A 20,566-nucleotide genomic window follows, 5' to 3' on the forward strand; every position below is an offset into this window, starting at 1 on the left:
CCCTTTCCTTGAGTGCTTCGACAATCTCGATGAGGTGTTTGAGGGATCGACCGAGCCGTTCCAGCTTTCGCTCAGGCAGTCAGTTCCTTCCCGAATATTGAGGGGAAAATTAAGAAGAAATGGCAACGGTTAATGTCACATCCCCTTGAAATCCTTACACCTATTTCAAGGGTAGACATGACTCCGTGCCTGAAACGTATATGCGGAGACCGACAGTCTTGAGAGAGTGCTTTTGAGACCACCTTCTGTAACTCAACAGTCCAACAACTCTTTGACCACTGAATTTCTGAGAAGGTATATTCGGGACTCCCCTATTTTTTCTCTTTCTTTCCTTCCAACGGCGGGCAGCCTCCTCGAGAGGCATAATCGATATAAGTATCGTCAGAAAACGGCACCAGGTTGATCTTACCGTAGGGATTTTCTCGGTTGAGCCACTTGATGAAATCGCTGTGAATCCATTTTTTGAAGTCACCTGGAAATCCCTGGCCGTCGGGATACATGCCGATGAACTGTTTGAAAAGCTCCGTGGTGAATGCAGCTTCTTCTCCGCCGGCTTTCCAGGTTTTCGTTCCTTCCGGACAAAGTCCCGAATCTTCATCAGCCAGGCTGCACAAATCACTCTTTTTAGTCAGATAACCGCAATGACTGCCATTCTTCACATTGGCCACGACCGCCCATGAGTCGCCACCTTGCGGGGCAAGCTGGGAAAATTGTGATATCGTATCGGGATCGGGAGACCATGCAGGAGGCTGGGAATCCTTCAAAGAGGCGCTGTCACATTCTCCGACTACCATGAGAATAGGCAGCTGTCTTTCCGACAGGACCTTCCTGTACTCCGCCATGCCCGGACCGATGAGTGGCATTTTCTGATCAACAGGAGAAAGTTGTACAAGTCCTACCGGGTCCGCTCTTTCTTCCGGAGCCCATCTGGACATGCGTTCAGAATATTTCGGGAAGATCTCCCTGTCGTAGATCACAGGATCGAACGGGCGGCAGCTGTCACTGCCAATTTGCTGCATGGTCTCGAAACCTGTAGCGGGAACCTGTGCGTGTGCACCTCCAACCGAGTGTCCTGCGAAGATCACGTTGTTAGAGCGCATAAAACGTGCTTTTTCTACATCCTCCGGTTTATACATGGCAGTGTTTTTATACTTTTTTTCTGCCTTGTAAAACTCATCGGTCACACCGTACTTGATAAGATACGAGGCCGCTGCGAACGCCTCCTGTCCCACTCTCGGGTTACCTCCGAAATCGGTCCAGGGAACACCCTGCATCTGCATATGCGTGGCGGTGACATATGCCATGGCCCAGTTCTGTTCGGCAAGAGCTCTGGAGTAGTTATAATAGTACGATGGATGAACGCCGAAAAGAGGGTTGTCGTTGATCAATGAACCGAGGATCTTTTTCGGATAAAACAGCAGGTCGACACCGATAAGAAAACCATGGTTAAACATCACAAGCCCGTTAGCCTGACGGTCACGAGGATAGAAGATCTCGATGGCCACTTCCACAAACTGAGGAATCGCATAATGGTACTGAATCCAGATATGGACATGGTCAAAACAGTAGTTGTTGATGCAGATTGGTTTCATATCCGAGGGAGTTAATCAGGTTGATGGTGACGTCTTTTTCACTAAAATATCGTCGACTAATGCCAAAGTCCTCCTCCACATTTTCGACCCTTGTACGGCTTACCGCTTTCTTCCATATCGCAAAACCAGCCCGGTATCTGACCCAGGACTCCTGCCGGCAAAGAGCTTTTTGCCTCTTCGAGTTCTTTTTCATTGAACTCAAAACCGGCCTGTGAAACAAGTTCAGACCGGACTTTTGCAAGTTCGCTGATCAACGAATGGCGAAATGCATCATCCGATGTAATTTTTTCCAAAAAATCTTTTGCTGATTGTACTGACATAACCACACAATAATAAGGTTACCGAGAAGTCTATTACCTTTCAATATCCACAATATTTACGTCTCATACCAGTACCATGGGGCAAAAAACAGCCGGAGCTGCTATCCTGTCAACTGAAAAAACCACCTTCTTCCTGAGCAGTTCCGGCAAACAGCTTGAACCCAACGGTACTGGTCATCGAGTGAACGGCACAATTGATTTTTCCGATGAACATATCGAGGTCTGTCACTTCGAACATTTTTTCCGATGCTGTCTGCTCCATGAACTCTATGAACTGATGATAGCGCATATCACCAATCCTCGACGACCATGACTCATCGGAAATCCTGAACGCACAGAGCGACTCGTCGATCATATACAGATCACCGAGCCTGAGTAACTGCATCCAGAACTCAAGATCGATGGTATAGGGTACCCTTGCACTGTAACCATGAGTATACTGCAAAAGTGATGCAGGATACAGACCACAGGCAGGCTCTCCCAGAATATTTGTTCCCATGCGAATGAGCTTTCTGGTAATATCGACAGCTTTGTGCCGGCCCTTGTCGACAAGATTTATTTTCTTGATCAGTGATTTGCCTTCCGGATCGATGATTGTTCTTTGACTGCAGACGAGACTTATGCCTGAACAAACGCTTTTTTCGAAAACCGCAACCTGCTTTTCAAGGCAATCCGGATAAAGAACATCATCTCCGCATACAAGCTTGACGTACTTGCCCCTAACCTCATTTATCGACTTGTTCCAGTTTCCTTCAGGTCCGAGATTCCTTTTGTTTCTGAAAACCCGTAGCCTGGGGTCATTGAAAGAAGCGGCTATCTCGTATGATCCATCCGTTGAATTGTCGTCATATATCAGCAGTTCAAAATTCGAATATGTTTGATCGAGAATCGATTCAATCGTTTGTCTAATGAATCTCTCATTATTATACATAGGAATGGTAACCGTCACTAGCGGTTCGCCTCTTCTTTTCATATCTCTCACAAGTTTTCATTTCTCCCGGATCGCAGGCTTTTTCTCATATGCGATATCGTAAAAAGATAACAGGAAATATCAGTATTAACAGTAACAGTGACGGGAGCTTCTTCTCAATCCCCCTGCCGGAAAAGCGCTCCTGTCTGTCTAGCCCATTCTGGTGTAGCTTTCTTGCCAGTCCCCAGAACGGTTTGAGCATCGACTGTCGCACCCTCCCACATAGTCCAGCTCAGGTTCGCTCTCCAGAGATATGCTCCCCGTAGATCGGCCCCCCGAAGATCGGCATTCGTAAGATCAGCTTCACGAAGATTGGCACCTCTCAGATTTGCCCCCTTCATATCTGCTTCGACAAGATCGGTACGCTTCAACAAGGCCCCGCTCAGGTCCGCATTTCGCAGATCAGCTCCATCGAGCATTTTTCCGCTCAACTTTGCCTCAGCAAGACGTATGGCTTTTTCCGGATGCTCTTTTCGCATCTTGTTCCACCGGGAAACATTATCGACCAAGAGCTCCCGCTGATGCACGTCATACAAGAGTGTTCCGACACTGTCTCGTGTAACCCCGAAACGTATCTTCTGCTGAACAGGATTTATAGGCCATGTTTTATCGAGATATACCTTTGCCGTATCCTGATCGTCCTGTAGCGTCTCTTCTTTTTCTGCCAATATCTTTTCAGCGCTCTTTCGCTGCTCGACCACTTCTTTTTCGGTGGTTGTTGTTCCCGAAACGCTATGTTCAGATTTCGCTAACGATGCCCCTTTTTTCTCTGCCCACGCCCGGTCGGCAAAGCTTCCGGTTTCGACGATGGTAACAGGCGTAACAACAGTTCCTTCAAGATTGGCGCCATCAAGAACCGCACGCCATAAATAAGCGCCATCGAGGTTCGCATCCCCAAGATCAGCCATTCTGAGGTTCGCTGCACGTAAATCTGTTCCCCTGAGACTCGCATCTCTCAACAAACTGCCGGCAAGCTCTGCCTGGCGAAGAACGGCTCCGTCCAGAACGGCGCCTCTCATATCCGCCCCATCGAGGCCGGCTTCTTCCAGATCCGCATCACGTAAGGATGCCTCGCGAAGAAGAGCTTCATAGAGAAAAGCGTTTTTGAAAACCGTCTTGTCGAAAACCGCTCCGCGGAGATCGGCCTCACTGAGATCCGCACCTTCAAAAATCGCTCCAGTCAGGTTCATATAACTAAAATCGATGCCTTTGAGGTTTTTGCCTTTCATGTTCGCCCCGCTCAAATCAAAACGGGTTTCCGGCTCTTTGGCCCTCATTGCATTCCAGCTTTTGACTCCTCGCTGTAATGCACTGTAATGCTCATTGTCGTAAGAATACCCCGAAACAGTGAGCATCGACATACAGCACAACAAGACCCAGACAATACAGAATTGTTTCATGAATGTTCGTTAACGGCCTTTGAAGGCCTTTCCAAGGTTTATTCTTGAATAATATACCGTGAACCCGAAAACAACACCAGCGAACGCCAGAAGAGAGTTACTTTCCATATAGAACGCGAGTAAAACAGACGTTGCGGCAACAAGAGCTACTGTCAGTTGACGGAAAGCCCGGGAAAGAGTCGCTGTGTCGAGAATGCGTGAAAGTGCTTTTTCGGAACGCAACAGTTCAAGCGAGTTCGATTTTACAATGGCAGGGACAACGATATAGATCATCCCAGTAAATGAGAATGATATCCATCCCAAGAGCGCAGCATGGGTATGTGAGTGATAAATCCACATCCTCTCTTCGGCAATTGGCGGCACAGCGCCGAACCATCTGAAAAAATAGATATTCAGAATACCGTAAGCACTCGCAGCCAGAAGCATCGCAAGCCCGGAAAGTAAAAAAGCAAGTGCCGGATGCTGGAATTGCGTAGAAAAAAAACGGTACAGGTAGCGGCCAAAACCCACCAAAAGCACAAAGACACCGAGCATGAGAGTATGACTCACCAACATCATGCCAAGATAGTTTCCCAAGAGGATTGCAATGAGAAATACCAGAACACCGCCAACGAAAATGTAAGACCAGATACTGAATAGATTCCTGATCAATTTTTTACCGGACGAACGACGCCAAACATACGTATAAAGAAATCCCATGACGCTGATGCTCAAGGGAAAAGAGGAACCCAGAAAGTAGGTTGACTGGGTCACAAAAAAAGGAACGATGCCCGATTCAGGAAATGCTTCTTTAACTCCCAAAGCAAACAGCCCGAGGTTGGCAACAAACAAAAAAAGCACATCAAAAATATAGTATCGAACGGATACCTCGTGCCAAATCTTACCTATAGAAAGCGCTGCAAAAATATCCTTCGCCGCAATGGTGACGATGAAAAGCAGAAACAAACCCACAAAGGCCTTCAGAAGCGGCCATTTCATGTACACTGCCAGAACAACCAAAAACAGGGAAAACACTACTCCGTAAATGTAGCGCATCTGCTTTTCAGGATCGACCTCGAGTTCCGGATAGACTGCCGAAATCAAATAACGATTGAGAATAAGAATCGCAAGGTTACCGAAACCGACGAAAAAAACATAAGGATGAACCGTATTGAGAAATTCGCTTTCCGCCCAGGCACCTGCAGCACCGAGAATGGCGGCGAATGCTATTATGAAAACAGATACCGAAAGGTATATCCTTACAATCGTAGCGGGTTCGATTGTAAACCTGTTTTTGTCAGCGCTCTGCACGATAGTTGTTTTTTCTGAGTTCACCGTAAGCTATCAGGGACATACCGATAAGAGATACGTTGAGGATCAGCGGATTGAACGGCAAGGTAAAAAGTTCAGGCTGAAAAACGGCAACGTAACCCAGAAGAATGACTAAAGCTAAAATATTCAGCAGGAAGACCCAACTGCGGGAGGTAAACAGAAGAAGAAATCCGAACAACACTTCCCCGTATCCCATCCAGACGATGAGAGTGCAGGCCAGTTCATTAACTTTGATTACATGTTCCAATAGCTCTATCTCTCCAGGACTACGACAGATAAGTTTTGGTACCGCCCCCTGGTATATCCATGAAAAAGCCAGAACCAGACGGGCTGTTACAAGGACGGGAGAATTCTCTTTAAACCTGTTCATGGGCAAAATATGCGTGATGGAGAAATGAAGGAAGATAAGGAAAACCCGAGGATATCATGTTGGGGAAAAGGAGAATGAACAAAACATGCAGCTTGTGCAGATCCGGATGTGACCGGATCTGGCGATGATATTGGGGATTGTATTGTACCCCTACAACAGCATACGGGATATATCGCACGATATATCTGCCGACATTTTTACATGCTCGACAACAGAGAGTATTCCTGTAGAGTTTGTGATGTTCTGGTCAGTCACCTCATCCCTGAGTTTTGTAACCGCTTTTTCATAAATCTCATCGATCTCTTTCATCATATCGAGAGTTTCGGAAGCGTGCTTACTGTTGCCACTCGCAAAAGCTTCGACGGCTTTTTTGATCATCTCGGCTGTTATATCCCCCATAGGCTTGAGATCATATTCATCTTTATGGAGCACCTCGATGTTTGCCAACTGGACATACTCGGTCTTGTCCGCGATATTCAGCGCATACTGACCGATAACCTCCAGTTTCTGCATGATCTCGCGAGCCGTATCGACCACTTTCTTATTTTCTTCACCAAGATCCTGGAAACAACTATAGGCAAGACAAAGATATTCTACCTCAAATTTACCTTTTTGAATATACTCTTTGTCGAACTCGAACGCTGATTGAGCAAGATCGCTGTTCTTCTTGGTTGACGCACGAATAACGAGCATCAGATTGTTCTCGACGTTCGAGGATAGTTTTGTCAACTTCTGTTTCAGTGTTTCAAGCTGCTCATGAACAGGCCCTTCGGGTTTTGTCGCGAGTCTGAACTTGGCCGGATCGATCTTGATTGTAAAAGCGTCTGGACGAGCAACTTTTTCTATTCCCTTTTTCGCGCCACCACTACCGGCACCTTTTTTCCCGAAAAGTTTCATTGTTTCAGTGTATGCTAAGCTGTTTGTAAAGAGATGACGAAATCACTCCGGAAGCTCTGTAGTAAAAAAACGTTTCTTACAACATCGTTTTCCAGGAGCAAATTCATCGGACAACACAATATGAATGTATCGAGCACAAGTTGAAAGCTCAATCCAAGTGGTGACAATTTAGCTGAGTAAATGGGTCAATTGCAAAAAAAAAATAAAACCCGACATCAAAGACAACTATGATGCCGGGCTTTGTATAGCAAGATTAATCTTTCAAAGACTGGATCAGCTTTTCGAAGGAACTTTCGGAATGACGAATAATTTCTCCAGTGATGAGATAGAGAACTTCTCTTGCAATTCTGGTTGCATGATCACCGATTCTTTCAATGTATCGCGAAATACTCATCGCGACGATATACTGTGTGGCGTCGGCCTCTGCATGCCGTATTTCTGCAGACACCTTTTTAAAAACCGCCCGATGGATCGCGTCGAGCTCCTCGTCCATTTCACATACCTCTTCAGCAAGTTGACGGTCCTTGTTGACAAAAGCCTGTATAGACTTCTGGACCATCTCTTTTGCCAGCTCTCCCATCTTTTCAAAATGAAAATCTCTGAGAAACGCCCGATCGATTTCTGGAATTCTTTCGGAAATATGTACAGCCAGATCGCCGATTCTTTCAAGATCCGTATTGATTTTCAGGATGGTGATGATGGTTCTCAGGTCCCTTGCCACCGGCTGTTGAAGCGCAAGAAAAACAAGACACTGTTCCTCGAGTCTGACTTCCGAGGCGTCGATTTCACCATCAGCAAGTTTTATATGATCGCCGCCCTCCAGGTCACTGCTGAACAAAGCCGCCATCGCTCCCGAAAAGTTTTTGAGAACCTTGTCGGAAAGGATAACCAAGGAGTTGGATAAATCCTTTATGTGCTCGTGAACGGGTCTGTCCGCCATAAGAGTAGTTTTTTTGTGTTCAGCTGAACCTTCCGGTGATATAATCTTCGGTCACCTGATCTCTTGGATTGGTAAAAAGCTGTTTGGTAGGGGCATATTCTACAAGATCACCCTCATAATAAAACATGGTATAATCGGAGACACGGGATGCCTGTTGCATGTTATGAGTCACGATAAGTATAGTATAACTTCCCCGCAATTCCTCGATAAGATCTTCAATTTTAGCCGTTGCCTTAGGATCAAGAGCCGATGTGGGTTCGTCGAGCAACAATATTTCCGGTTCAACCGCAAGGGTACGGGCAACGCATAAACGCTGCTGCTGGCCACCGCTCAACCCGAGAGCGTTTCTGTCGAGACGATCCTTCACTTCATCCCACAATGCCGCTTTACGAAGGCTTTTCTCTACTACTTCCTCGAGCATTTTTTTATCTTTCACGCCATGAAGTCGAGGTCCGTAAGCGATGTTGTCAAAAATTGACTTCGGAAAAGGATTCGGTTTCTGGAAAACCATTCCGATTTTCTTCCTGAGCTGGACTTCATCGGTATACCTGCCGTAGACATCTTCACCGTCAAACATAAGCGTTCCGGTTGTATAACAGGAGGGAATGAGATCGTTCATACGGTTTATTGCTCGTAAAAACGTGCTCTTTCCACAACCGCTGGGTCCGATGATAGCAGTGACGTACTTCGATAGAATATCGGCATTGACTTTTTTTACCGCCTCGAAATTTCCATAGAAAATCGAGAAATTCTTTGCACTTACATGAGGTTTTCCTCCATCCTTGACCCTTTCTCTTTCTGGAGGAAGAAAAATTTCCCGGTTCGCCCCACTTTTAGCTGCGACCTTGTTTACCTCTCTTTCTTCTGCGGTCATCTGCATTACTCTTTAACCTTTTAATTTTTGAGAAATCCGGGCTCTCAGCAATATAGCCGATAAATTCAGCAATAGCACGATCGATATGAGTGCAAGTACCATGCCATACTGTACATGACGAATCTCATTTGCAGCCTCATGTTCACTGGCAAGATTATAGATGTTCCATGAAAGGGCCGGTGTAGGCGAATTGAACACATCGGCAAGACCTATTGTAGCACCGACACTGACCGCTGCAGTGAAAATTATCGGCGCGGTTTCTCCAGCTGCACGTCCGAGGCTGATGATTCCTCCGGTTATGATCCCGGGTAAAGCCGCAGGCAGGATAACGGTTACAATAGTTCTCCACTTGGTCGAACCAAGCCCGAGAGATGCTTCTTTGTAGGTTTTCGGTACCGCCAGAATCGCCTCTTCAGCAGCCCTGATTATTGTCGGTAGAATCATAATCGCAAGTGTCAGTGAACCCGCAAGAACACTTTTCGACTCGGAAACTTTCATGGTATTGATAAAAAACGCTAGGCCGAAAAGACCGAAAACAATACTCGGAACACCTGCGAGTGTACTGTTGGCACTGCGAAGAATACTGGTAAAAAAGTTATCCTTGGCATATTCCGTAAAATATATCGCAGCGATCACCCCAAGAGGAAAGGCAAACAGCATTGCACCGACCGCAAGGAAAAAAGTACCTTGAATCTCAGCCCAGATCCCCCCGAAAATATGAGCATCGAGCGAACGTTCGGTAATGAACCCCCAGTAAAAGGTCTGTTCGGGAAGCAGCATTTTCTCGAGATTGTTTTCCATGTAAGGAAACAGATCGGCTAATGCCGTCCCGGCAAATTCATCAGCTCTGGGCACAAAATACTGTGTTGCCATCTTTGTGGGATCCGAGTAATCCCATTTCGTGACAAACATGAGTTCGTGCAGAGCCTCCTCGGCTTTTTCCCAGCGTGTAGCTCCATACTGGTAACGCAGCAGAATAGGCTCCATATCCCCCGGAAGCGGGCCGAGAAGATGAGCGAGGATCTTTCTGACGCTTGTATACTGAGAGGCATACTCTTTTTTCTTTTCACCTGGCTCCATGCCCTCCATTTCGGCCTCGAATGCCTCGACGATACTGAAGGCATTGTTTCTATAAGAATCGGTTTCGGTTATTTGTTGCTGAAGAACATCCGGATTTCCTTTTCGGAACTCGTTGTACTGTAACTTTCTATGCTCGATCGTACCCTTGAAAAATATCGCCCCGATACCATTGGAGAAAATCGGTACAATCACGACCAACAAAGCCATAGCCATTAACAGTATCGAAGTAACACCGACAGCGGTAAACGATCGGTCAAGTATTTTTCTGGTTCCGAGATCCATGAGTTCAATGATAATTGAGTGACAGTGGCCTACTCTCCGGCAAGAATCTTCCTCTGCCGAACAACGATTCGCTCGCTGACAAGGTTACTGATAAAACTGAAAACAAGAAGCAGAAGTCCCATCGCAAAAAGAACATGATAGCGGGCCGAACCGGTAACCTGATCCGCCTCTCCCATATCACCGGCAATGGTCGCCGTCAGGGTTCGTATAGAATCAAGATAATTATACCAGGGATCGGGAATATGCGAAGAGTTACCCGATGCCATCCATACAACCATGGTTTCACCTATGGCACGCATGATACCGAGTATAACCGCTGCGAGAATACCGCTGCTGGCGGCCGGCAGCACCGTTTTCACTATTGTTTCGGCTCTCGTTGCCCCGAGTGCATAACTGCCTTCTCTCAACTCCCGGCCGACCGCCTGCAGAGAATCCTCAGAAACACTGACTATAGTCGGCAATGCCATGAAACTGAGAATCAGAGAAACATTGAGAGCGTTTGTTCCACTGAGAATCTGGATCGCATTGAGTGTCTTTCCCACCCAGTAAAGAAAGAGAACCGCTAGTACTCCCAGCACCGCTGTCACTATGAACCGCATTGTCTCGCGGTTCGCCCCTCCTTTGTCTCCCGAAGTCAACAGATCGGAAACAACGATGACGGCAAGAATCACAAAAGGACCTGCAATGAGCCACCATGCCCACATCAATATCGGACCACCGTAATTCTGAAGGAGAGGAGCGAAAATAACAAGCGCGAAAAAGCCGTAAGCAACTGAAGGAATCGCTGCGAGCATTTCAATGACCGGCTTGGCATACTGCCTTATTGAAAAAGGCAGAACGTCACTCAGACATATAGCTGCAGATATTCCGAGAGGTACGGCAATAAGTGCAGACCCGATGGTCACCATACCACTGCCATAGATAATGGCCAGGGCTCCAAACTCCCCGGGTTCGTCAGCCGGATACCAGTTGGTGCTGGAAAAAAATTCCACAAACCCCCGTTGCTGAAAGAAAGGAATGGCGTCAACCGCGACGAAGTAAAAAATGAAGAGAACGACGATAGCGACAAATGACGCCACCAGCAACAGAAAGCCTTCACCGAAAAACCTTGCGATTCTTTGTCTGCGAAGTTTTTCGGGAGTGAGCACAAAAGCATCCGATTTTTTCCCGCCATCCAGTGTCGCTTCAGCCATACAACACGCGTTTTAAATCTGAAAAAAGATAATGAGAAAGGCACTCGAAAAATGTACTGTAATGTATACTCTCCTGCTGGAGCTGACAATGCCCGCCATGTTACAAATCTGTTACATCTGATACAACACCATCACTTTCACCAACGCTTTTCGAAGCGCCTTCTCATGATGACCGCCACAGCGTTCATCATGATCAAAAAAGCAAGTAAAACCATGATGGCGGCCGATGTTCGCTCGAGAAAAGCTCTTTCGGGACTGTCAGCCCAAAGGTAAATCTGAACGGGCATGACAGCGGCCGGATCGGTAAAACCTCCGGGGATGTCAACGATAAAAGCAACCATTCCGATCATCAATAATGGTGCGGTTTCACCCAGCGCCTGCGCCATTCCGATTATGGTACCGGTCAGCATCCCGGGAAGAGCGAGAGGCAACACATGGTTCGAAACCATCTGCATTTTTGAAGAACCAACGCCTAAAGCAGCTTCACGAATTGACGGAGGAACAGCCTTCAGCGCTGCCCTGCTGGCGATGATAATTGTCGGCAGTGTCATGAGCATGAGAACCAACCCTCCCACCAGGGAGGTCGATCTTGGCATGCCGAAAAAGTTAAGAAAAACGGCAAGGCCGAGTAAACCGAAAACAATCGACGGTACAGCAGCAAGATTGTTGATATTGACTTCGATAAAATCCGTTGCAAGGTTTTTCGGAGCGAACTCTTCGAGATAGACGGCTGCAGCGATCCCTATAGGGAATGAAAGCGCCAGGGTAACGAGCAATGTAAAAAAAGAGCCTTTCACCGCCCCCCAGATTCCAGCCAGTTCAGGCTCTCTCGAATCTCCGGCCGTAAAAAAAGTGACGTTGAACTTTTTTTCTATTCTGTTCTGATCGACCAGTTTGTCTATCCAGCCAAGCTGCCTGTCGTCAAGACGTCTCTCGTTTTCCGGAACCCCCCTTTTACTATGCCCTTTCATAAGCATATCAACATCATCATCAGCAGGTACCCAGTAAGGTATCGTTTTTCCGACAAGCCCCGGATTTTTCATAACCGTTTCACGAAGCTGAAAAGCAGCACCCGAACTGAACAGCGCATAAAGCTCACGCTTGCTTTTCCGATCCGCGACCTCAGGATAAAGCTTGGTGATCGATTGTTTGATAATTCCCTGAAAGTCAGACTTCCCGAGATTTTCACGATCCAGCATCGTTGATTCGAGGGTCACATCGAGTTTGATGTATGTCTGAAAAAAAGCACTGTAACCATTCGAGACGATACTCGTTAACAGAACAGCGAGGAATACCGTGCTGAGTATAATGGAAAACAAACCATAGAGCTTGAATCGTTTTTCTTTTCTATATCGTTGCGCCAACCTTCTGCTGACGATATCGATTGTTCGCTCCTTTTTTTGTCGAATGTAGCCCCGATTGCCTGCAACCGGACGCTGTTCCTTCTGGCTACTCATATCTCTCCCGATATTTTCTCACTACCGTCAAGGCAATGATATTCAACAAAAGCGTACCAATGAATAGCACCAGTCCGAGTGCAAACGCTGCAAGAGTTTTTGGACTGTCGAATTCCTGATCACCCACCAGTAACGTAACGATCTGAACCGTCACGGTCGTTACGGCCTGGAGAGGATTCGCCGTTAGATTGGCAGAAAGACCCGCCGCCATGACAACGATCATGGTTTCACCTATCGCCCGTGATACCGCCAGCAAAATTCCGCCGACGATACCCGGCAATGCTGCAGGAATCAATACATGCTTGACGGTTTCCGATCTGGTTGCGCCTACACTGTAGGCTCCATCCCTCAATGACTGGGGAACCGCGTTTATGACATCATCCGAAAGTGAAGAAACAAACGGAATGATCATGATTCCCATTACCAGTCCGGCCGCCAGAGCACTTTCCGAAGAAACATCGAGACCGATTTGCGAACCGACCGCCCGTATGGAAGGAGCAACGACCAGAGCGGCAAAAAAGCCATAGACAACAGTAGGAACACCCGCAAGAATTTCCAGGAGGGGTTTTACAACAGCTCTGATTTTTTTATCTGCATATTCAGACAGGAAAATAGCGGACAGTAAACCGACTGGAACGGCGACCATCATGGCAATGGCAGAAATAAGCAGTGTCCCCGCAAAAACGGGCACCGCTCCGAATGCACCCGAAGAACCAACCTGCTCCTCCCTGATCGCCATTTGCGGGCTCCATTCAAGACCGAACAAAAAATCCGTAACCGGCACATGACGAAAAAAACGAATGGCTTCATACAGCACAGAAAGCACAATACCTACCGTAGTGAAAATCGCAATGGTGGAACAGACAATCAAAAGCGATTTGATGACGATCTCCACCTGATTCCTGGCCCGGAGTTCCGGTGTTATACGTCGATAGAAAAACAGTATACCCGCCAAAGCAACAACAAGAACGAGCACACTGGTAATCATGGTGCCAATATCCTGCAACTCCAGGAAATGTGCCGCAGCGTCTCTCATCTCGGGAGTGATCTCACCTGACACGATGTTTCCAGTCGCCAGATTCCGAATATCCTGCACAATCAGCACGAGACGCTCTCTGGGAAGCTGCTGCAGTGTGGGTGGAAGATCCGCGATTACGAGAGAGGTGACGATACGTTGCTCAAAAATCAGCCAGAGTAAAAAAAGGAAAAAGGCCGGCAGACAGCACCACAATCCTGTTACAATCCCATAGTAGTTCGGACGCGAATGCAGTTTATGCCGCCCCCCCGCTGATTTTGCCACAGCGGAAGCTTTTTTTCGACCAAGAAAAAACCCTGCAACCGACAATGCCAGCAGTATCAGAAGAAGAACTGGTACAATCATAAGGTTAGCTCGATTGATTCTTCAGCCGTATCGACCGGTAATATAATCCTCGGTCAACTGATGGGACGGTTTGGTAAAAACAGTCCCTGTCGAACCCACTTCTATCAGGTCTCCGAGATGGAAAAACGCAGTTCGTTGCGAGACCCTTGACGCCTGCTGCATGGAATGCGTTACGATCACAATGGTATACTGTTCACGTAACTCGTCAATAAGGTCCTCGATTTTTGCAGTTGCTATTGGGTCGAGTGCCGAGCAGGGTTCATCCATGAGAATAACTTCCGGACTGACGGCAATTGCACGAGCGATACAAAGACGTTGCTGTTGCCCTCCAGACAGGCCTGTACCCGGTTGGCCGAGTCGATCCTTGACCTCATCCCATAGACCGGCCTTATGCAAGGAGGTTTCGACAATCTCATCCGCATCGGCTTTCGTCTCGACGAGCCCATGAATTATAGGAGCCCAACTGACGTTCTCGTAGATTGATTTTGGAAAAGGGTTTGGTTTCTGGAAAACCATACCTATCTGTGCCCTGAGAGGAACGACATCAACGGAGGGATCATAGATGTTCGAACCGTCGAAAAAAATCTGACCGTTCACACGACAACTCTCGATAGTATCGTTCATCCGGTTCAGACAGCGCAAAAAGGTTGATTTCCCGCATCCTGACGGACCGATCATCGCAAGTACTTCGTTCGACCCGATATCGATCGATACATTTCGAATCGCCTGCTTGTCATCGTAATAGACATTGACGTTTCGACAAACCATTCGTGGATTGGGAACATTGATGTTTCCAATTGTTTCACGGCTGTCTCTTGGAGCAAGAATACGTTTTTCCATGCTCTTTTTTTTCAGTACATCTTGCATAACCGACAAAGTATATACCTACCGTCAACCCTAAGAGTTTTTTCCCATTGGGTAAAAACAATCTCAAACTATCGCGAAGGGTAGAATAGTATCGGCCGGCAGTGTATCTGCCGGCCATGAGAAAAGCGATGTAACATTACTTCTAAACACCTGCGAACTACAATTCGTCACATGAAATCGGAGTGAGTTCCGCTGCAGCTTTCGCAAATACATCTCTTTCTTCCTGAGGCATCGGAATCAAGCCTTTTTCGGTAAGGTACCCTTCATCGCCCCATGCATTTTCGGATGTAAACTCGGCGAGATACTCACCCACACCCGGAATAGTCCCTACATGAGCTTTTTTGACATAGAAAAACAGAGGGCGTGAAAGAGGGTATGAACCATCGGCAATAGCATCGAAAGCAGGCTGAACACCATCGATAAAAGTACCCTGGATCTTGTCGCTGTTCTGATCGAGGAAGCCGAAACCGAAAATACCCAGAGCATCTGCATTGGCATCGAGCTTCTGAACAATGAGGTTATCGTTTTCACCAGCCTCGATATACGCGCCATCTTCCCTGAGGGTATGGCTTATTTTCTTGAACTTGTCCTTGTCTTCTTTTTTAAGCGCTTTTATCCAACCGAACTCCTTTGCCCCCGCTTCCATAGCTAACTCCACGAAAGCATCACGAGTTCCCGAGGTAGGAGGCGGACCGAGCACTTCGATTTTTATTTCCGGAAGATTTTGGTTTACCTCTTTCCATGCTGTGTACGGGTTGACAACGAGTTCACCCTCCGCACCACCGGGAGCAGGAACTTCTTTTGCAAGAGCGAGAAAGATATCCTTGCGGCTCAACATGAATGGCATGGCTTTTTTCGAGTTTGCCATAACGATACCGTCATAGCCGATCTTTATCTCGACAACTTCCGCCACACCGTTTTCAGCACATTTCTCGCATTCGGATTTTTTGATCCTGCGGGAAGCGTTGGTGATATCCGGATGTTCCACTCCTACCCCGGCAGAAAAGAGCTTGAAACCACCGCCGGAACCGGTAGACTCGATTTTTGGAGTTTTGAAATCGGTTGTTTTCCCAAACCGCTCGGCAACAACCGTTGCAAACGGATACACGGTCGAGGAACCGACAATACTGATGTAGCCACGTGCGGACTGCGCACCTTCGCTTGCCTGGCCAGTCTGACGGACAGCCTCGTCTTTCTTGCCGGGCTGATCCGCTTTGGACCCGCAACCGATCACCGACAAGGAACCTGCCAGCAAAAGCAAAAACGCTGCCAAAGAAACAGTTTTCTTCATTTCCATCCCCTTTTATATTTTTTGAAATAGAGAATAACAGCAAGAACGTACCATGACTGGTATGTTGTAGTAGTTACAACTTGAACCACTTTTCTCTATTTATATGAGTAATTGTTGACAGTTTTGTAACACAACTGTATCAAACACAATAAAAAAAGCCACCCCCAACCAAGGGGTGGCTCTTACTGTCAGAAAAAACCGCAATCAATCCATTTACAGCCGATCAATAGCGATTAACGTAACCAAGCTCGCTGATCATACGTTTACCGTCTTCGGTTTTCGGCAGATCGATGAACTCCTTGACAACGCCAGAAGGCTGGCCGTTCGTGTACATGAACAAAGGACGTGCAACCGGATAGGAACCGTTTTTAACGGTTTCTTCACTTGGCTCGACACCGTTAACAATAAGAGGCTTGACCGAGTCATCGACAAAACCAAGGCCGATGAAGCCAATAGCGGCAGGAGTCGATGCAACACGGCTTTTAACAGCACCATTGCTGGCCTGAGTTTCAGCACGCTTGGTAACAGGATTGCCTTTACCGACAACAAGTTTCCTGAAGGAGTCCTGGGTACCGCTGTTCGACTCACGCTGGATAACGACGATTTTTGCATTTGGCCCCCCAACGTTACTCCAGTTGGTAACTTTGCCGGTGTAAATGTCACGGATCTGCTCGATTTTCAGTGCGGCGACGTAGTTGCTCGGATGCACAACAACCGACAGTCCGTCGAGAGCGACAACATGCTCTACAGGATCGATTCCCTTTGCTTTTGCAGCATTAGCTTCTTTTTCTTTCATCGGACGGGACATGTTGGCGATATCACAAGCCCCATTGATGAGACTTTTAGCGCCGTTACCGCTGCCTGATTCACTGACGGTAACCTGAACTCCCGTGTTTTTTGTAAAATACGCCGCAAAAGATTTTGCGATCGGGCCGACTGTTGTTGAACCGTCCATGACAATGGCATCCTTGGCCTGAACAGGTCCGGCTGCGGCGAAACAGAAAACCGCAACAAGCATCAGCATTTTTTTCATCTTGTTCATCATCTTCATTCTTAATTATGAAATTATAAAAATAGAAAAGCTTTGCAGTCTCTCCCGAAAATCACCGCCTCTCCCGTTCGAAGGAGAAGCGGTAACGGTAACAATCGTGAGCATTGCAGCTCACCTAACGAAGAAAGAACAGCAACACAAATCAAGGCACAATTGTTCGTCCATCAGAACTTAACGACCATGTCAGCCTGCAGAATATGAACATCATCTTCACTGTCGATTCTCTTTTCATGGCCGAGATACTTCAGGCCAAGAGTCATGTTCTGAACAAGATGGTATTTAGCACCAACCTCGAAACCCTGACCGTCTGTACCGCCGCCAAAGCGATCGGAATCCGTGTATGCCCCGAGAACAGCATCTTTCTCGAGATAGGTATAGTTGGCATCGATCTCCCACTGACCGACTTTTTTTGCTTTACCCAACTTGAAGCCGACAAGATATCCCTTGTCATCTTCATCCACATCGTCAGCAACGTTCATAACGTACTGGCCATAAGCATTCCAAGGAAGACCGCCACCGAATTTACCTCCGACATTACCAAAGATCTCGAGAATATCATAGTCGAAATGATACACGCCGTTATGGGAATTACCATAGAAACTGTCAGCCCAATCCCCTAAAATGCCTTCAGCCATACCTTCGATGTTGACATAATCATAGTAACCGGCCCCAAGCATGAAACCGAGGTCTCCGGCCTGACCGGTATATGCGAGCTGAGCTGCCCAGAAATATGGATCTTCTTCATCAAATGGCTTACCCGTTTTGATCTCGTCGATGAAGTAATAACCAGCTACGGCGTTCAAACCCTGGCGCTGCTTCTTGCCGTCCTTACCGTAATGCAACGTCATACCTTCGAGGGTCAGATCACTGTCCCAGACGAGGTCGTTGACGCGTATGAGCGTCTGCTTGACTTCCCTTTTACCGAAGATGAAATTTGCTTGACCATCGAGGAACATCGGATGATAGTCGATGAATGCCTGGTTAAGCCTTATATCTTTCGGAGCGAATCCGTCACCGAGTGTCTGATTTCGTGAAACCGGATCATCGGAACCGGATGAAAGCTGGACACCAGCACTCAGTTCTTCGGTGATCCAAGGAAATACTCCCAGACGAACGCGGAGACGATGACGGTCCCTGCTGTTGTCTTCGTCTTTGGATTCATCCAGTTTCGACTCGTATCGATAACGAATGTCACCTTTCCAGTTCCAATCGACTGCATGAGCGGTGCTCCATCCCGAAACGAGCAGAAAAGCAAAAAGCGCAATAAATTTTTTCATGATAAAACAGATTATGTTTTCTGGTTTTGCTACAAGGAACATGGGCATTTGCTGCTTTTGCCCTCGTCGGGGGATAATCTACAACTCATTGTGTTAAGGAACTGTTACAGGTATGAAACGATATCGTTACAATGCCTTTGTCTGCAAAATCCGGCATATCAATCCGTTACGATAACAACACCATGATATCGTTCGTCAGGAAAAATCACTCTACCTTTCTTGTTGATTACGACATAAGGAAAACGGGACTTCTTGAGTAGTTGAAGAACTTTTGCGAGATCCTTTTTCCCTGCAGGTTTGACCAGAATATCGGCAACACCTTCAACCTTTTTGATATCGTGTTTCGCCATATCTTCCTGGACAAAAATCTCTCCCTTGATCGCGTCCCTCAGTTCCTCAAGTTTCAACATAGATCACCTCGCTTTTACCTAAAACTCTGAAGAGTTGTTTACATTCGCGATCCGGCAGCCGAGAGCTTTCGGTCAAGAATTCCCCGTATGCCTTCGGTGAGTTCTTTGTATACCCTGCTTCGGCTATTTCGAATTCTGCGGTACACGTTCACGATGTCAAGAGTGAGAATGATACGGGTAGAGCTGCAGTTCAGATCACCAAACAGGTGTTTGCCGATAACTTCGAATCCAAGAACCCTTGTATGAAAATTAAGCGGAGAGTTTGGTTCTCCCTCGAATACATCCGTAATAAAATGAGTATAGTCTCTTTCAATGACCTCTTTTGTAGCCGTGCGCATCAGGCGGAGAGCAATTCTCGGGTTTTTTCGGAACTCGCTTCTGATCATAAAGCGGCCGATTTCCACATAACGACCCTCCTGCTTCATTTTCTCGATATCGACACCGGGAAGCAACCTGACATCATACTCCTTAGGCAGTTCGAGAGGCGGATCATACATTAATCTCAGCACTCCTGCCGGCCGACCGTCAACTTTCGCAAGAAACCATGAGTACGTGCCGGTTTCCTCGAGGGCTTTGGGCATTTGTTCCTGTGCTTTACGGATCCACTTTTTTTCCTTTTTGAACACCTGCTCGATAATTTGAACAGCATCCCTGCGTGCTTCGTTGGACAACACCCTTTCAACCGTTATACAGGACATATGACCTCCTTATGGTATGGTTGCTATTTTTTGAATCACTGTTGCTGTATATCGTGATTGTACCGCAAGTGCCGAAAAAGGGTACTCTTTACCGCACAATCCTGCTATTACGGACATCACCCTGTTTGTCACAGCTCGGGCAAGCATATGCCGCTCACGGTCTGCAGGCAATGGTGAAAAGTCGGAAGAGTCCGCTTGGCGGTAAGCTTTCGCAAGGTCATCGAAACGCAAAGGTTCACCTATGTTGAGAGAAATTTTGCCTAACGAGCGAACTTTTTTATTCTTTCCCCCTGATACACAATTGATTCCTACCGGAACGACAGGGGCTTGCGACCGAAGAGCGATATGCCCAATACCCGGCTTTGCTTGCAGAAGCCTGAAAGGATCTTTATTTCGTTTTCCTTCGGGGAAAATACCGATACGTTTGCCATCACCGAGTTTTTCACAACAAACCGAAACAACGTCAGCGGGTCGTACCGCTTTAGGCCTTTGGGATTCAAGAAACCTGAGAGTAGAACGTTTGTGATAAACGTAAACCGGATCTGTTTGCTCGAAAAGCTGCTCTATCAATGGTATTTTCCCGAACATCCAGTCGATGACAAAGCTGATCTTTTGTCCACCACTGTGATAAACAAGAAAAGCCGGGACCAGAATCGTTTCAATTGAATTATTGTGGTTGAATGCAAAAATCATAGGCCCACGCCTATTCCTTATGTGTTCAAGGCCCTGTACGCGAACAAAAAGAAGAGTTGGAATCATGAAAAACCTCAAAATCATTGATTCGACCGGTTTCAGAAACGGGAGCTTGCCGAAGAGATTTTCGCGCAAATAGCTCATTCTGAAAATGCTTTTCATGAAGGATCTCTTTTGTTGTGCTTACCTAAAGAGATACTCAAAAGAATGTT

20 protein-coding genes are annotated in these 20,566 nt (G+C 46.9%); all 20 read right to left on the reverse strand.

Annotated elements, in window-relative coordinates:
• Positions 1-311 precede the first annotated feature (311 nt).
• Entirely contained in the window at positions 312-1,592 is a 1,281-nt protein-coding gene (locus tag QZ209_RS06670; protein ID WP_294346098.1) for a hypothetical protein, read from the reverse strand.
• A 56-nt stretch (positions 1,593-1,648) separates the two neighbouring features.
• Positions 1,649-1,912, reverse strand: a complete 264-nt coding sequence (locus tag QZ209_RS06675) for a Nif11-like leader peptide family natural product precursor (protein WP_294346099.1) — start codon at positions 1,910-1,912, stop codon at positions 1,649-1,651.
• Positions 1,913-2,021: 109 nt separating this feature from the next.
• Positions 2,022-2,885, reverse strand: coding sequence for a glycosyltransferase family 2 protein (locus QZ209_RS06680; protein WP_294346101.1), 864 nt, complete (start codon positions 2,883-2,885; stop codon positions 2,022-2,024).
• 113 nt (positions 2,886-2,998) lie between these two features.
• Positions 2,999-4,282 (reverse strand): pentapeptide repeat-containing protein, encoded by a 1,284-nt coding sequence (locus QZ209_RS06685; RefSeq protein ID WP_294346103.1) that lies wholly within the window; start codon positions 4,280-4,282, stop codon positions 2,999-3,001.
• 9 nt (positions 4,283-4,291) lie between these two features.
• The gene (locus QZ209_RS06690; RefSeq protein WP_294346104.1) at positions 4,292-5,572 is read right to left on the reverse strand and encodes a hypothetical protein; all 1,281 of its coding nucleotides are present in this window, start codon (positions 5,570-5,572) and stop codon (positions 4,292-4,294) included.
• Entirely contained in the window at positions 5,559-5,963 is a 405-nt protein-coding gene (locus tag QZ209_RS06695) for a DoxX-like family protein (protein WP_294346106.1), read from the reverse strand. The genes QZ209_RS06690 and QZ209_RS06695 overlap by 14 nt, the downstream gene beginning before the upstream one ends.
• Before the next feature lie 150 nt (positions 5,964-6,113).
• Complete coding sequence (locus QZ209_RS06700) at positions 6,114-6,860, reverse strand: PhoU domain-containing protein (RefSeq protein WP_294346107.1); 747 nt, start codon at positions 6,858-6,860, stop codon at positions 6,114-6,116.
• 253 nt (positions 6,861-7,113) lie between these two features.
• Positions 7,114-7,800, reverse strand: coding sequence for a phosphate signaling complex protein PhoU (phoU, locus tag QZ209_RS06705; RefSeq protein WP_294346111.1), 687 nt, complete (start codon positions 7,798-7,800; stop codon positions 7,114-7,116).
• 19 nt (positions 7,801-7,819) lie between these two features.
• Positions 7,820-8,680: a phosphate ABC transporter ATP-binding protein PstB gene (pstB, locus tag QZ209_RS06710; RefSeq protein ID WP_110023579.1), complete on the reverse strand. Its 861-nt coding sequence runs from the start codon at positions 8,678-8,680 to the stop codon at positions 7,820-7,822.
• 6 nt (positions 8,681-8,686) lie between these two features.
• A complete protein-coding gene (pstA, locus tag QZ209_RS06715; RefSeq protein ID WP_294346122.1) occupies positions 8,687-10,036 on the reverse strand; it encodes a phosphate ABC transporter permease PstA in 1,350 nt (449 codons plus the stop codon).
• A gap of 29 nt (positions 10,037-10,065) precedes the next feature.
• Entirely contained in the window at positions 10,066-11,229 is a 1,164-nt protein-coding gene (locus QZ209_RS06720) for a PstC family ABC transporter permease (RefSeq protein ID WP_294346125.1), read from the reverse strand.
• A gap of 137 nt (positions 11,230-11,366) precedes the next feature.
• On the reverse strand, positions 11,367-12,686 hold the full coding sequence (pstA, locus tag QZ209_RS06725) for a phosphate ABC transporter permease PstA (RefSeq protein WP_294346128.1): 1,320 nt from the start codon (positions 12,684-12,686) through the stop codon (positions 11,367-11,369).
• Positions 12,679-14,067 carry a phosphate ABC transporter permease subunit PstC gene (pstC, locus tag QZ209_RS06730; protein WP_294346130.1) on the reverse strand — a complete coding sequence of 463 codons (1,389 nt, stop codon included), beginning with the start codon at positions 14,065-14,067 and terminating at the stop codon, positions 12,679-12,681. The genes pstA (QZ209_RS06725) and pstC overlap by 8 nt, the downstream gene beginning before the upstream one ends.
• A 21-nt stretch (positions 14,068-14,088) precedes the next feature.
• Positions 14,089-14,907 (reverse strand): phosphate ABC transporter ATP-binding protein PstB, encoded by an 819-nt coding sequence (gene pstB, locus QZ209_RS06735; RefSeq protein ID WP_366515757.1) that lies wholly within the window; start codon positions 14,905-14,907, stop codon positions 14,089-14,091.
• A 184-nt stretch (positions 14,908-15,091) separates the two neighbouring features.
• Complete coding sequence (locus tag QZ209_RS06740; protein WP_294346135.1) at positions 15,092-16,225, reverse strand: substrate-binding domain-containing protein; 1,134 nt, start codon at positions 16,223-16,225, stop codon at positions 15,092-15,094.
• Between the two features lie 223 nt (positions 16,226-16,448).
• Positions 16,449-17,267, reverse strand: a complete 819-nt coding sequence (locus QZ209_RS06745; protein ID WP_294346296.1) for a phosphate ABC transporter substrate-binding protein — start codon at positions 17,265-17,267, stop codon at positions 16,449-16,451.
• A gap of 173 nt (positions 17,268-17,440) precedes the next feature.
• On the reverse strand, positions 17,441-18,553 hold the full coding sequence (locus tag QZ209_RS06750; protein WP_294346138.1) for a putative porin: 1,113 nt from the start codon (positions 18,551-18,553) through the stop codon (positions 17,441-17,443).
• A 158-nt stretch (positions 18,554-18,711) separates the two neighbouring features.
• The gene (locus QZ209_RS06755; protein WP_294346140.1) at positions 18,712-18,963 is read right to left on the reverse strand and encodes a hypothetical protein; all 252 of its coding nucleotides are present in this window, start codon (positions 18,961-18,963) and stop codon (positions 18,712-18,714) included.
• A gap of 38 nt (positions 18,964-19,001) precedes the next feature.
• Complete coding sequence (locus QZ209_RS06760; protein WP_294346141.1) at positions 19,002-19,661, reverse strand: GNAT family N-acetyltransferase; 660 nt, start codon at positions 19,659-19,661, stop codon at positions 19,002-19,004.
• Positions 19,662-19,670: 9 nt separating this feature from the next.
• On the reverse strand, positions 19,671-20,516 hold the full coding sequence (locus QZ209_RS06765; RefSeq protein WP_294346144.1) for a lysophospholipid acyltransferase family protein: 846 nt from the start codon (positions 20,514-20,516) through the stop codon (positions 19,671-19,673).
• Between the last annotated feature and the right edge of the window lie 50 nt (positions 20,517-20,566).

Source organism: Prosthecochloris sp., from assembly GCA_015482705.2.
Lineage (GTDB): Bacteria > Bacteroidota > Chlorobiia > Chlorobiales > Chlorobiaceae > Prosthecochloris.

Bases quoted from the DNA above. Each gene is read 5' to 3' on its own strand.
- phoU (WP_294346111.1), bottom strand. From the start codon at position 7,800: ATGGCGGACAGACCCGTTCACGAGCACATAAAGGATTTATCCAACTCC.
- QZ209_RS06680 (WP_294346101.1), bottom strand. From the start codon at position 2,885: ATGAAAAGAAGAGGCGAACCGCTAGTGACGGTTACCATTCCTATGTAT.
- QZ209_RS06670 (WP_294346098.1), bottom strand. From the start codon at position 1,592: ATGAAACCAATCTGCATCAACAACTACTGTTTTGACCATGTCCATATC.
- QZ209_RS06720 (WP_294346125.1), bottom strand. From the start codon at position 11,229: ATGGCTGAAGCGACACTGGATGGCGGGAAAAAATCGGATGCTTTTGTG.
- QZ209_RS06700 (WP_294346107.1), bottom strand. From the start codon at position 6,860: ATGAAACTTTTCGGGAAAAAAGGTGCCGGTAGTGGTGGCGCGAAAAAG.
- QZ209_RS06675 (WP_294346099.1), bottom strand. From the start codon at position 1,912: ATGTCAGTACAATCAGCAAAAGATTTTTTGGAAAAAATTACATCGGAT.
- QZ209_RS06695 (WP_294346106.1), bottom strand. From the start codon at position 5,963: ATGAACAGGTTTAAAGAGAATTCTCCCGTCCTTGTAACAGCCCGTCTG.
- pstA (WP_294346122.1), bottom strand. From the start codon at position 10,036: ATGGATCTCGGAACCAGAAAAATACTTGACCGATCGTTTACCGCTGTC.
- QZ209_RS06750 (WP_294346138.1), bottom strand. From the start codon at position 18,553: ATGAAAAAATTTATTGCGCTTTTTGCTTTTCTGCTCGTTTCGGGATGG.
- QZ209_RS06755 (WP_294346140.1), bottom strand. From the start codon at position 18,963: ATGTTGAAACTTGAGGAACTGAGGGACGCGATCAAGGGAGAGATTTTT.
- QZ209_RS06765 (WP_294346144.1), bottom strand. From the start codon at position 20,516: ATGAAAAGCATTTTCAGAATGAGCTATTTGCGCGAAAATCTCTTCGGC.
- pstA (WP_294346128.1), bottom strand. From the start codon at position 12,686: ATGAGTAGCCAGAAGGAACAGCGTCCGGTTGCAGGCAATCGGGGCTAC.
- QZ209_RS06740 (WP_294346135.1), bottom strand. From the start codon at position 16,225: ATGAAGAAAACTGTTTCTTTGGCAGCGTTTTTGCTTTTGCTGGCAGGT.
- pstC (WP_294346130.1), bottom strand. From the start codon at position 14,067: ATGATTGTACCAGTTCTTCTTCTGATACTGCTGGCATTGTCGGTTGCA.
- pstB (WP_110023579.1), bottom strand. From the start codon at position 8,680: ATGCAGATGACCGCAGAAGAAAGAGAGGTAAACAAGGTCGCAGCTAAA.
- pstB (WP_366515757.1), bottom strand. From the start codon at position 14,907: ATGGAAAAACGTATTCTTGCTCCAAGAGACAGCCGTGAAACAATTGGA.
- QZ209_RS06685 (WP_294346103.1), bottom strand. From the start codon at position 4,282: ATGAAACAATTCTGTATTGTCTGGGTCTTGTTGTGCTGTATGTCGATG.
- QZ209_RS06745 (WP_294346296.1), bottom strand. From the start codon at position 17,267: ATGAACAAGATGAAAAAAATGCTGATGCTTGTTGCGGTTTTCTGTTTC.
- QZ209_RS06760 (WP_294346141.1), bottom strand. From the start codon at position 19,661: ATGTCCTGTATAACGGTTGAAAGGGTGTTGTCCAACGAAGCACGCAGG.